A 12,010-nucleotide genomic window follows, 5' to 3' on the forward strand; every position below is an offset into this window, starting at 1 on the left:
CGTTCAATCTGAAGGCTCCGCGTTCGTTCGTTCAGAGGGACGGGTGACACCAACGTCATGTGAATTGCCCCCGGAGCTGGTAAACTTGCCACCGTTAACGCGGCGCCACAAGCCCAATGACCCGGAGTGAGCCAAGCTTGTTATGACCAAGAAGCCAACCCATCCGTTTGCCCTGGCCTTTACCCTGCTGGCGTGTCTGCTGGCCACCGGGTGCGCCACCCTGAACCTCGACAGCCGAGTCGGTCAATCCGCGACCGAGGCGTTGGCCCTTGCCGGCCAGACTGACAACCGGGAACAGGCCCAGCGCTTCCTGCTCCGGACCGCCGCCGATCTGCAACAGCGTGGTGATCAGGAGGGCGCCCGGACGGTGTTACAGAGTGCGCCGCTCGAAAACCCCACCGCCGAACTTGCGCGCCAGAAGCGCCTGCTCGCCATGGCCGGCGCGGTTGCCTTGGATGACGCGGGCTGGGCCCGGCAACTCACCGATGGACTGACACCGGACGCCTTCACCACCTACCCGGCAGAACTTTACCGAAGAGCGGCCGACCTGCAGGCCCAGACGTTCGCCCTGGCCGGGCGCCCGCTCGATTCCGCCCTATCCCTCGTCCTGCTGGCGCAGACCGACGCCAAAGCCGACGCCCAGGCCCTGCATGACCGCATCTGGGCGCAGCTCAAATCCGTCTCCGACCGAGAGCTGGCAAAGGCGAGCGAAACCGCCCTCGGCTATGAAAGCCAAGGCTGGCTGGAACTGGCCGGCCAGCTTCGCCAGTCTAGCAGTGACTATGACGAGCAGGGCCGGGTGATTCGTCGCTGGCAGAATAACTGGCCCGGGCATCCCGCAGCCCAGGTACTGCCCTCTGAGCTGCAACTGATCGCAACCCTGGCCACTCAACGGCCGGAGAGCATTGTTCTCGCCCTGCCCCTGACCGGCGACCTGGGCAGCGCCGGCCGCGCGATCCGCGATGGTTTCCTGGCCGCCTATTACCAGGATACGGGCGAGGACCACAGCAAACTGGACATTCGCGTTGTCGACACCGGCACCCAGCCTTTTGCGACGCTGTACCAGGAGCTGAGCACCCAGGATGTCGACCTGGTGGTCGGCCCCCTGCGCAAAGAGGCGCTGGCCGGCCTGGCCTCCCAGCGGACCCTGCCGGTCCCGGTGCTGGGCCTAAACTACCTGCCGGAGGACACCCAGGCACCAGACGGCCTGTATCAGTTCGGCCTGTCCGCTGAGGACGAAGCCCGCCAGATTGCCGATCGCATGGCCCGCGAGGGTGACAGACAGATCCTGGCACTGATTCCCAAAGGCGACTGGGGTGATCGCGTGGCCCAGGCCCTCAACGCACGGCTGGCGGAAGACGGCGCTACCGCCCTGGCCATCGAGCGTTTTTTCCCGGAAGACAACCTGCGGGCGGCTACCGCTAGCCTGTTGGGCATTGACGCGTCCCGGAACCGTGCCATCGACGTCGAACGAACCATCGGGCGCAACGTTGAGTTCGAACCCCGCCGGCGCCAGGACGCCGATGCAATCGTCCTGGTGGCGCTGCCCACCGCCGCCCGCCAGTTCAACCCGCTGTTCGCCTTTTACTACGGCGGTGATCTTCCCGTATACGCCCCGTCCACCGTTTACGAGGGCAACCCCGATCCGGCCCGGGACCGCGATATGAATGGGGTCACCTTTACCGACATTCCCTGGATTCTCGATGCCAACAAAGAGTTCCGGAATACCGTGGCGAAAGCCCTTGATAACACCGGCGGCCAGCTCGGTCGGTTGATGGCGATGGGCGCCGATGCCTGGCGCCTGAGCAAGCGGCTGCCGCTCATGCGACAGGTCCCGGATGCTCAAATCGACGGACTGACCGGCGTCCTCACCATGACAAACAGCGGCCGCGTGCACCGGGAGCAGCTTTGGGCGCGCTTCCGGAATGGTGTGCCGGAGCGCCTCCCGGATCTGGCGCCCGAGGAAGAGACCGCGGCACCAGCCCCCATGCCAGGCTCCGGAAACGATGCGCCACCGATGACGCCCGGCGACGAAACATCGCGGCCGGCCCAGTAACGGGAGGCGACCATAGCCATGGACGGCAAACGGGCATTGGGGGAACACTACGAGGGCGTTGCCGCACGCTATCTGCAGCGCCATGGCCTCACCATCGTCGCGCGAAATGTCTATAACCGCGGTGGCGAAATTGACCTGATCGCCCGCGACGCGGGCACGCTGGTGTTTGTGGAAGTGCGGTTTCGAGGCGAAGGCAGCCTCACGGACCCTCTTTCCTCCATCACCTACGGCAAACGGCAGAAGCTGATCCGGGCGGTTTCCTTTTACCTCCATCGACACGGCCTGTGGGATCACCCGTGTCGCATTGATGTCGTTGGCATTACCCCCGGCGTGACGTCAAAATATCGGGTCCAGTGGGCCCGAAACGCGATCCAGGCCGCGTAACCGAAGAATGACTCAAGAGCACCCCAATGACCGACAGCGAACAGAACATCAGCGAGTGGTTTGCCACCCACATGGAGCTGACGGCCCAGGCCGCCAGTACGGTGGTCCCCCAGATGGAGCCGGTGGCAGACGCCATGGTGGCCGCGCTTCTGCGGGACGGCAAGCTGATGGCCTGCGCCAACGGCAGCGCCAACATCCTGGCCCAGTACTTCTGTACCACTTTGCTGAACCGATTGGAGCACGACCGCCCGGCCCTGCCCGCCATCAACCTGGGCGCAGACGCCACCACCTACTCGGCAATCTGCCGGGACAACCGTTTCAACGACACCTTCTCCCGCCAGGTTCGCGCCCTGGGCAAGCCCGGCGACCTGTTGTTTGTTGTGGTGGATGACGGCCACAAGGCCAACCTGATTCAGGCCATACAAGCGGCCCATGACCGGGAAATGGACGTGGTTGTACTGAGCGCCAGGGAGAAATCTGACATCACGTCCTTGCTGCACCCCGAGGACCACGAACTGGCCCTGAACAATCTGAGTGTGGCGGAGGCGCCAGCGCTGATGCTGCTGATCGTGAATGGCCTGTGCCGGCTGATTGACGGGAAGCTGTTCGGCGGATAAAAAAAGCCGGCCCTGGGCAGGACCGGCTTTTTCAGTGGCAGCGAGTGCCGACTATTTGACCACCTTGAGAGTCGGCCGCCCGGACGGTCGCTCATCCTGAGACTGACCGGCACGGTCGCCGTCGCCCGGGCCGTCCGGGTCGGGAGTCCCCGGCTCGCTGCCGAACACCATCCCCTCCCCGTTTTCCTTGGCGTAAATGGCCATCACCGCCTGTAGGGGAATGAATACCTGCATTGGCACGCCACCAAAACGGGCGCTGAACTCCAGCGCGCCGTTGCCAATCACCAGTCCCCGCACGGCACCCGGGCTGATGTTCAGCACGATTTGCCCGTTCGCCACGTGTTCGGTGGGCACCTGGACGCCCTGGACACCGGCGTCGACAACGATGTACGGGGTACAGTCGTTGTCCAGAATCCACTCATTGAACGCCCGCACCAGGTACGGCCGGCTTGAGGTCATGGCAATCTTCTGATCAGGCACGGTCTCTCACTCCTGCGACTGGGGCCGGCAGCCGCCTCTCAGCTGCGAATGTCTTCTTCAAGATCGGACAGACTGGCCTTGAAGCCTTCCCGGGCAAAAATGCGATCCATGTACTTCTGGATCGGCTTCGCCTGCTTGTCGTTGAGCTCAATGCCAAGGGCCGGAAGACGCCACAGGATCGGCGCCACGCAGCAATCCACGATGGTGAACTCTTCGGACAGGAAGAACGGCATTTCACCGAACAGGGGCGCGGCGGCCAGCAGGCTTTCTCGAAGCTCTTTGCGGGCGGCGTCCGCACCCTTGGCAGAGGGCTCGGCCAGAATTTGATCGACCAGGCCACACCAGTCCTTCTGGATGCGGTGAATCATCAGACGGCTGTTGGCGCGAGCCACCGGGTACACCGGCAGCAGCGGCGGGTGCGGGAACCGCTCGTCCAGGTACTCCATCATGATGTTCGGCTCGTACAGCACCAGGTCCCGGTCCACCAGGGTCGGCAGGGCGTTGTACGGGTTCAGGTCCGCCAGTTCCTCCGGCGGGTTGTCCGGCTCCACATTGACAACGTCAACGGTGACGCCCTTCTCTGCCAGGACAATGCGCACCCGGTGGCTGTAATGGCTGGCCGGGTCTGAGAAAAACGTCATTGATGACCGCTTGGTCACAACGCCCATAGAACTACCTCGCGAGTAAACAGTCCGAAAAAGCCCTGAAAAAGGCAAAATTCCAGGGGCCTCGTCCTGCGCCGCTGGAATTTCAAAGCCGGGATTATACCTGATTTATCAGTGCACGTCCTTCCAGTACTCCCGATTGAGAAGATACGCGAAGACGATGAACACTCCCATGAACAGCAGGACGAACAGCCCGAGCCGCTCCCGCTCGGGCCGGATGGGGTCGGCGGAATAGGCCAGGAAATTAGTCAGATCGTAGATCGCCTGATCGTAGTCGGCCGGGGACAGGGTGCCCTCGGCGGCGTAGCGGGTGCACAGCGGCTCTCCGGCCTGCCCCTGCCGGGGCTTTTCCGCGCACAGCCCCTGCAGCCCCACCAGGGCATGGGGCATGCTGACATTGGGAAACACCGCGTTGTTGACACCAAACGGCCTGGAATCGTCCTGATAAAAGCCCCGAAGGTAGGAGTAGATCCAGGACGCCCCCCGGAGCCGGGCCTCCAGAGTCAGGTCCGGCGGGGGCGCACCAAACCACGCAGCAGCCTGCTTGCGGTCCATCGCATTCTCCATCAGGTCTCCGACCCGGGCCCCGGTAAAAATCAGGTTTTCCTGATACAGCGAAACCGGGATGTCGAGATCATCCGCCACCCGCTTGTAGCGGGCATACTCCATGGAGTGGCAGCCCATGCAGTAGTTGGTAAACAGAGCGACACCGCGCTGCAGCGAGGCAGTATCGGACAGATCCGGCGTCACGTGATCCAGCGTCGGCGACGTCTCGGCGGCGGCCGCGTTGGACACCCACAACGCCATCCCCAGGGCAAAAGCGAACAGGGCGTTCATCAGGTCACCCTCTCTGGTACCGGGCGGGTTTTCTCCCACCGCGTGTAGAACGGCATCAGCAGGAAGAACAGGAAATAGCCGGCGGTCAGCACCTGTGCCACCGAGGTACGGGTCGGGGTGGCCGGCATCAGCCCCAGATAGCCGAGGGCAACAAAACTGACCGCAAACACACCCAGAGCAATTCGGCTGAGCCACCCCTTGTAACGAATGGAGCGCACCGGACTGCGGTCGAGCCAGGGCACGACAAACAACAGCGCAATCGCGCTACCCATCACGACCACGCCCCAGAATTTCGCCGGTAACCCAAACAGGTCCACCGTGACCGCCCGCAACATCGCGTAGAAAGGTGTGAAATACCACACCGGAGCAATGTGCGCGGGCGTTTTCAACGGATTGGCCGGTTCAAAATTGGGCGTCTCGAGAAACAGCCCCCCCATTTCCGGGAAGAAAAACACCACCAGGAAGAACACGAAGAAAAAGACGCCTACCCCCAGGAGGTCATGCACCGTGTAATACGGGTGGAATGGAACGCCGTCCAACGGACGGCCCTGCTCGTCCTTGTGGGCCTTGATATCAATCCCGTCCGGGTTGTTCGATCCCACTTCGTGCAGGGCGAGAATGTGCAGCACAACCAGCCCGATCAGCACAATCGGCAGAGCGACCACGTGCAACGCAAAAAAGCGGTTCAGGGTAACGCCGGAGACCAGGTAGTCCCCGCGAATCCAGAGGGACAGATCATCGCCAATGACAGGGATGGCGCCAAACAGGTTGATAATCACCTGAGCGCCCCAGTAGGACATCTGCCCCCAGGGCAGCAGATAACCCATGAACGCCTCGGCCATCAGCACCAGATAGATCACCATGCCAAACAGCCAGACCAGCTCCCGGGGCTTGCGGTAAGAACCGTACATCAGCCCCCGGAACATGTGCAGATACACCACGATGAAGAACGCTGACGCGCCGGTTGAATGCAGGTAGCGCAGCAGCCAGCCCCACTTTACGTCCCGCATGATGTACTCGACGGAGGCGAACGCCCCTTCCGCCGTGGGGTTGTAGCTCATGGTCAGCCACACCCCGGTGATCAGCTGATTGAGCAACACCACCATGGCCAGGGAGCCGAAGAAATACCAGATATTGAAGTTCTTCGGCGCGTAGTAACCGGACAGGTGCCGAGTCCAGGCATTCACAATCGGCAGGCGCCGATCAACCCAGTGGATGAGCTTTTGCATCATGCGGCCTCCGGATCCAGGCCAATGGTCAGTGTCGACTCATCGTCAAACCGGTAAGGCGGCACCTCCAGGTTCAAGGGCGCCGGCTGGGCTCGCCACACCCGGCCGGCAAGGTCATAGCGGGAGCCGTGACAGGGGCAGAAAAATCCGCCCAACCAGTCGGCACCGAGGTCCTCGGGCGCAACCTTTGGCCGATACGTGGGGACGCAGCCAAAGTGCGTACAGATACCCACCAACACAGCGTACTCGGGTTTGATAGAGCGGTAGATGCCTTCAATGTAAGCCGGCTGCTGGGGCGCCTTGGACTCGGGGTCCTTGACCAGGTCGTTGGCGGCCTGGATGTGGTCGAGCATGTCCGGGGTGCGGCGAACAATCCACACGGGCTTCCCGCGCCACTCCACGGTAATTTGCTGGCCCGGCTCCATTTTGCCGATGTTGACCGTCACCGGTGCCCCGGCCGCCTCGGCGCGGGCACTTGGGTTCCAGGAAGCTACAAACGGCACTGACGCACCGATCACTCCCACGCCCCCCACAAGGGACGTGGCGCCAATCAGGAATCGCCGCCGCCCTTGGCTCACGTCCCTATCGTTCATGCTGGCGCTCTCCCACAAAAACCCATCCCTACCACCATGAAAGGTAGACGATACCTGTACCAATGCTCCAGTTTACGGAGCGATTTTCCTGGCGACATAAAAAAACCCGGCCAGACGGCCGGGTTTTTCGGATCCCGAAGCGTGATTAACGCTTGGAGTACTGCGGACGCTTACGCGCTTTGCGCAGACCCACTTTCTTACGCTCAACTTCACGGGCGTCACGGGTGACGTAACCCGCTTTGCGCAGAGCCGGACGAAGCGTTTCGTCGTAATCCATCAGGGCACGAGTCAGACCGTGGCGAATCGCGCCGGCCTGACCGCTGGTGCCGCCACCTTTGACGGTGATGGCGATGTCGAACCGATCAGAGGACTCGGCAATCACAAGCGGCTGGCGAACAATCATTCGCAGCGTCTCGCGACCGAAAAACTCCTCGATGGTACGACCGTTGATCGTGATGTTACCGCTGCCCGGCTTGATAAATACTCGAGCCTTGGAGCTCTTGCGGCGACCGGTACCGTAATTTTGTGCTACAGACATATCCGCCTTCCGTTAGATGTCGAGTTCTTTGGGCTGCTGGGCTGCATGAGGATGCTCAGCGCCACCGTAGACTTTCAGCTTTTTGAACATGGCGCGGCCGAGCGGGCCTTTCGGCAGCATGCCTTTAACAGACTTCTGGATGATCTGCTCGGGCGCCTTGTCTACCAGCTTCTCGAAATTGATGGACTTGATTCCACCCGGAAAGCCAGTGTGGCTGTAGTACATTTTCGCCGAGGCCTTCTTGCCGGTAACCCGCACCTGGCTGGCGTTAATGACCACAATGTAGTCGCCGGTGTCGACGTGGGGGGTGTACTCAGCTTTATGCTTGCCCCGCAGACGACGGGCGATTTCAGTTGACAGACGACCCAGCGTCTTGCCGGCTGCGTCTACAACGTACCAGTCACGTTTTACGGTTTCTGGTGTCGCACTCAGAGTCTTCATTGATTCCGCCTTGAACGCTATCAAATAAACGTTGAAGGCCACCGCCGGAGATGCGCCGCATCCGGTGGAGGCCCTACCTGTATGTTTGCGGGCAATACACTATTCGGGGCTGAGATAGTGGTATCGCCATGAAAAGCCAGGGCGCGAAGTATACTCGAAGGAAAGAATAAAGCCAACCCTGAGCCATGGGGTTTGCCGCGCGTCCGGACAATCCCCTATCCACTGCCGGCCCTCAGGAGCCGGACCAGCCGAACAAACGGCGCGTGTTATCGTAAAGCACCGGCGCCAGTTGATCCGGTGATGTGGCCCGCAGCTCGGCCAGAACAGATAGGATCTGCCTGAGGTATTCCGGCGCGTTTTCACCGGCCGCCACCCCGGCCGGCGCCATATCAGGGGCGTCAGTCTCCAGCACCAGGGCATGTTCCGGAATTGCCTTTATCGCCGCTCGGGTTCTGGTCGCCCGCGGGTGGGTGATCACACCGCCAACACCAATGCAGCAACCCAGTTCGACCAGGCGCTGGGCCTGCTGGACGCTGCCGGAAAAACCGTGAACCAGCGCCCGCCCCCGCCACCGGAAGCGGCGCAAGGTCGCGGCAACCTCATCGTGGGTGCGCACCGAATGGATCACAAGGGGCAGGTCACCGTCACGGGCCAGTGCCACCTGACGATCGAACCAGGGCTGCTGGGCGTCCAGGCTGCCATGGAGACGGTCCAGGCCGCATTCGCCAACGGCGACGCACCGGCTGTCCCGCGCTAACACCGCCTGCTCAAGGGCCTGCAGGTCTGCCTCGTCATGCTCATCCACAAACCAGGGGTGGATGCCAAGGCAGTACCAGAGGCCATCATGGCCCTCGCTGACCGAGCGGACCCGAGCCCAGTCGGCTCGCCGGACACCGGGAATCACGCACTGCGATACGCCGGCGGCCCGGGCCCGTGCCAATACCGCATCAAGCCGGCCAGTAAACGCCGGAAAATCCAGATGGCAGTGGGCATCGACAAGGGCTTGCATGGCCTGCCTCCCAGGCCGGGAACCTTTAATGTTCCCGGGTTTTGTGGAACCGAACGTCCGGATTACGCTCCTGGGCCAGATTCAGGTTTACCATGGTCGGCGCGATATACGCCAGCCGGTCGGCGCCGTCCAGGGCCAGGAAGTCGCTGTTCTTCCGCTGGAACTCGTCCAGCTTGCGGGCATCGTCGCAGGTAACCCAACGCGCCGTCGCCACGTTGATCGGCTCGTACATGGCGTCCACCTTGTATTCGCTCTTGAGGCGGCTGACCACGACGTCAAACTGCAGTACGCCGACCGCCCCAACGATCAGATCGTTGTTCCGAACCGGACGAAACACCTGGACCGCACCTTCCTCGGACAGCTGGATCAGCCCCTTCTGGAGCTGCTTGGCCTTCAGCGGGTCTTTCAGCCGGATGCGCCGGAACAATTCCGGCGCGAAGTTCGGAATACCGGTGAACTTCATATCCTCACCGGCGGTGAAGGTGTCCCCCAGCTGAATGGTACCGTGGTTGTGGAGGCCGATGATGTCACCGGCAAAGGCTTCTTCGGCGTGTTCCCGATCACCGGCCATGAAGGTCAGCGCATCGGCAAAACGGACCTCCTTGCCGATGCGGACGTGCCGGGCCTTCATGCCCTGAGTGTACTGCCCGGACACGATCCGCACGAAGGCGATCCGGTCCCGGTGCTGGGGGTCCATGTTCGCCTGGATCTTGAACACGAAGCCGGAGAATCCCGGCTCGTCCGGCTGCACAACACGCTGGTCGGTTTCACGGGGCTGGGGCGCCGGCGCCCATTCCACCAGGCCGTCCAGCATGTGATCGACGCCAAAGTTGCCCAGAGCTGTACCAAAAAACACCGGGGTCAGGTCACCCGCCAGGAACGCGTCCTGATCAAATTCATGGGAAGCGCCTTTGACCAGTTCGATTTCATCCCGTAAATCCTGCGCGTAGGCGCCGATGGCGGTATCGAGCTCCGGATTGTCCAGCCCTTTGACTACCCGACGCTCCTGTATGGTGTGGCCCTGACCGGACTGGTACAGAATCACTTCGTCCCGAAGCAGGTGATACACACCTTTGAAACTCTTACCCATGCCAATGGGCCACGTGATGGGCGCACAGGCAATCTTGAGCACCTCTTCCACCTCGTCCATCAGTTCGATCGGATCACGGGTGTCCCGATCGAGCTTGTTCATGAAGGTGAGAATGGGCGTATCCCTGAGCCGGGTGACCTCCATCAGCTTGATGGTCCGCTCCTCGACGCCCTTGGCACTGTCAATTACCATCAGGCAAGAGTCCACGGCCGTCAGTGTCCGATAGGTATCTTCAGAGAAGTCCTCATGACCCGGCGTATCGAGAAGATTCACCAGCCGATCAGCGTAAGGGAACTGCATCACGGATGTTGTTACGGAGATCCCCCGCTCTTTTTCCATCTCCATCCAGTCCGACTTTGCGTGTTGACCGGACTTCTTGCCCTTGACCGTGCCGGCCTTCTGCAGCGCCTTGCCGAATAGAAGCACCTTCTCGGTGATGGTGGTCTTACCGGCGTCCGGGTGCGAGATAATGGCGAAGGTTCGGCGGTTGGCCACTTCGCGGGAAAGATTAGACATAATGTATTGGCAACCCGTTGAACGAAAACCCGACATTATAAGGGGTCGGAGCCGGCCCCGTGAACCATGACGATGGCATCTTCCGGATTACCTGGCCCCGGATAATAGCCTCGGCGGAGACCAATCTGGACAAACCCCTCGCTGGCATACAACGCTGCCGCCGACTGATTGCTGGCGCGAACCTCCAGGATGACCTTAACGGCGCCGGCAGCGGTGGCGTGCGCCATCAGGTGGCGGAGCAATCGTCGCCCAAGCCCTGAGCGGCGGTCATTGGGTGCCACGCACAGGTTTAGCAAATGGGCCTCGTCCAGTTGCAGGGCGACAATGGCATAACCACAGAGCCGGTCTCCGCGGCACAGAGCCCACAGCTGATAGTTATCCCGAAAGCAGTCCAGAAACACCGCCTCGGACCAGGGGTTGGGATACCCCTGGCGCTCCAGTTCAAGCACCTGTGGAACATCAACCGGCGCCAAGGGACGAATAACGAGCTCGGCCTGCAGCACCGCAGCATAAACGTCATCCCGTGACATCAGCTGGGCGCCAGAAGCTTCAGCACACGCCAGAGTTCCCGTTTCAGTGAGGGGTCTCCAGCCAGCGCGGCAAGGGAGCGGTTAAACCGAAGCCTGGGTGGCTGGCCGAGGGTATCGTCGAGCCACGCTGAGCCAGAGTCGCCCTGACTGCCCAGCCACAGCACCTGGCGCGCCCCCACCGGCTCAAAAAAACGACGCAGCACATCCACCAGCAGCGCAGAATCACGGCCCGCAACCTTCACATTGGCAAACACCGGCCAGGAGAAAGTGCCATGGAAGCCCACTTCTGACTCACCCAGACTCTTCAGAATGTTACCGGCCAACGATGTCTGAAGCCGGCCGCTGGCATCGTCGGTCCACTCTGAGATCAGGGCAAAGCGTTGCCCCAGCCAGACACCAAGGTTCAGTGGGTTAGGCAGAGAATTGAGCAAAGCACTGGGGGGCGCTGCCGGGGTTTGGCCGGGGCTAGCCTCGGGCTGTTCATCATTGACGGGCTCAGCGGCCGGAATCGACGGTGAATGGGGTGGCGAGGCCACCTGAGGCTTATCCGAGGCGGGCGCCGAGTCCATCAGGCCGGTCAACCGGCGCCCAGGCGCCGGTGAGTGAACCGGCTGCCGCTGGGAAGGCCTGGGCGCTGACGTCGCCCCGGAAGGACGGTCAGAAACGGGTAGCGTCGAGCCGCCCTTCGGAACACCTTGCCCACGCACACCCGGCGCTGTTCTGTCCTCCGCTGGTAGTCCGGAGTCCACCAAAGGCTCACGGAAATCAAACGCGGGGCTTGGCGCCGCTCCCGGCAGCGGCGCACGGGCATACCACATCTGCACGCCAGCGATGCCGAGGTAAAACTGTCTCCGGGCTTCTGTCGTCATGATGCCTGCTTCGGGGATAAACGGGATGCAATCTTGATGGCGCCGAGTATATCACGGGGCATTCGGGCACGCAGAAACGAAAAAACCCCAGCATCGCGAGATGCTGGGGTTTGGGTATTAAGAGCCTGACGATGACCTACTCTCGCATGGGCAGAA

General features: G+C 61.8%; 14 protein-coding genes. 3 read left to right on the plus strand and 11 right to left on the minus strand.

Going from position 1 to position 12,010, the window contains the following annotated elements:
* Positions 1-142: 142 nt before the first annotated feature.
* Genes V3388_RS09415 through V3388_RS09425 form a run of 3 tightly spaced genes read left to right on the plus strand, consistent with a single transcriptional unit; the run spans position 143 to position 3,057 of the window.
* Complete coding sequence (locus tag V3388_RS09415; RefSeq protein ID WP_336367266.1) at positions 143-2,056, plus strand: penicillin-binding protein activator; 1,914 nt, start codon at positions 143-145, stop codon at positions 2,054-2,056.
* Positions 2,057-2,074: 18 nt separating this feature from the next.
* The gene (locus V3388_RS09420; RefSeq protein WP_336367267.1) at positions 2,075-2,440 is read left to right on the plus strand and encodes a YraN family protein; all 366 of its coding nucleotides are present in this window, start codon (positions 2,075-2,077) and stop codon (positions 2,438-2,440) included.
* A gap of 26 nt (positions 2,441-2,466) precedes the next feature.
* Complete coding sequence (locus V3388_RS09425) at positions 2,467-3,057, plus strand: SIS domain-containing protein (RefSeq protein ID WP_336367268.1); 591 nt, start codon at positions 2,467-2,469, stop codon at positions 3,055-3,057.
* Between the two features lie 51 nt (positions 3,058-3,108).
* On the opposite strand, the gene V3388_RS09430 is transcribed toward V3388_RS09425, so the two are convergent.
* From V3388_RS09430 to V3388_RS09480, 11 genes are all read right to left on the minus strand, one after another.
* On the minus strand, positions 3,109-3,516 hold the full coding sequence (locus V3388_RS09430) for a ClpXP protease specificity-enhancing factor (protein ID WP_336367312.1): 408 nt from the start codon (positions 3,514-3,516) through the stop codon (positions 3,109-3,111).
* A 59-nt stretch (positions 3,517-3,575) separates the two neighbouring features.
* On the minus strand, positions 3,576-4,205 hold the full coding sequence (gene sspA, locus V3388_RS09435; protein ID WP_336367269.1) for a stringent starvation protein SspA: 630 nt from the start codon (positions 4,203-4,205) through the stop codon (positions 3,576-3,578).
* A gap of 108 nt (positions 4,206-4,313) precedes the next feature.
* Positions 4,314-5,039 carry a cytochrome c1 gene (locus V3388_RS09440; protein WP_336367270.1) on the minus strand — a complete coding sequence of 242 codons (726 nt, stop codon included), beginning with the start codon at positions 5,037-5,039 and terminating at the stop codon, positions 4,314-4,316.
* Complete coding sequence (locus V3388_RS09445) at positions 5,039-6,268, minus strand: cytochrome b (protein ID WP_336367313.1); 1,230 nt, start codon at positions 6,266-6,268, stop codon at positions 5,039-5,041. Before V3388_RS09445 ends, V3388_RS09440 begins: the two co-directional genes overlap by 1 nt.
* Complete coding sequence (petA, locus tag V3388_RS09450; RefSeq protein ID WP_336367271.1) at positions 6,268-6,861, minus strand: ubiquinol-cytochrome c reductase iron-sulfur subunit; 594 nt, start codon at positions 6,859-6,861, stop codon at positions 6,268-6,270. Before petA ends, V3388_RS09445 begins: the two co-directional genes overlap by 1 nt.
* A 145-nt stretch (positions 6,862-7,006) precedes the next feature.
* Entirely contained in the window at positions 7,007-7,399 is a 393-nt protein-coding gene (gene rpsI, locus V3388_RS09455; RefSeq protein WP_336367272.1) for a 30S ribosomal protein S9, read from the minus strand.
* Between the two features lie 12 nt (positions 7,400-7,411).
* On the minus strand, positions 7,412-7,840 hold the full coding sequence (gene rplM, locus V3388_RS09460) for a 50S ribosomal protein L13 (RefSeq protein ID WP_336367273.1): 429 nt from the start codon (positions 7,838-7,840) through the stop codon (positions 7,412-7,414).
* A gap of 232 nt (positions 7,841-8,072) precedes the next feature.
* Entirely contained in the window at positions 8,073-8,849 is a 777-nt protein-coding gene (locus V3388_RS09465) for a TatD family hydrolase (protein ID WP_336367274.1), read from the minus strand.
* Between the two features lie 25 nt (positions 8,850-8,874).
* The gene (prfC, locus tag V3388_RS09470; RefSeq protein WP_336367275.1) at positions 8,875-10,455 is read right to left on the minus strand and encodes a peptide chain release factor 3; all 1,581 of its coding nucleotides are present in this window, start codon (positions 10,453-10,455) and stop codon (positions 8,875-8,877) included.
* 35 nt (positions 10,456-10,490) lie between these two features.
* On the minus strand, positions 10,491-10,985 hold the full coding sequence (rimI, locus tag V3388_RS09475) for a ribosomal protein S18-alanine N-acetyltransferase (protein ID WP_336367276.1): 495 nt from the start codon (positions 10,983-10,985) through the stop codon (positions 10,491-10,493).
* Entirely contained in the window at positions 10,985-11,416 is a 432-nt protein-coding gene (locus V3388_RS09480) for a hypothetical protein (protein WP_336367277.1), read from the minus strand. Before V3388_RS09480 ends, rimI begins: the two co-directional genes overlap by 1 nt.
* Between the last annotated feature and the right edge of the window lie 594 nt (positions 11,417-12,010).

Origin of the sequence: Marinobacter sp. C2H3 (assembly GCF_037080155.1) — a bacterium.
Classification (GTDB): Bacteria; Pseudomonadota; Gammaproteobacteria; order Pseudomonadales; family Oleiphilaceae; genus Marinobacter.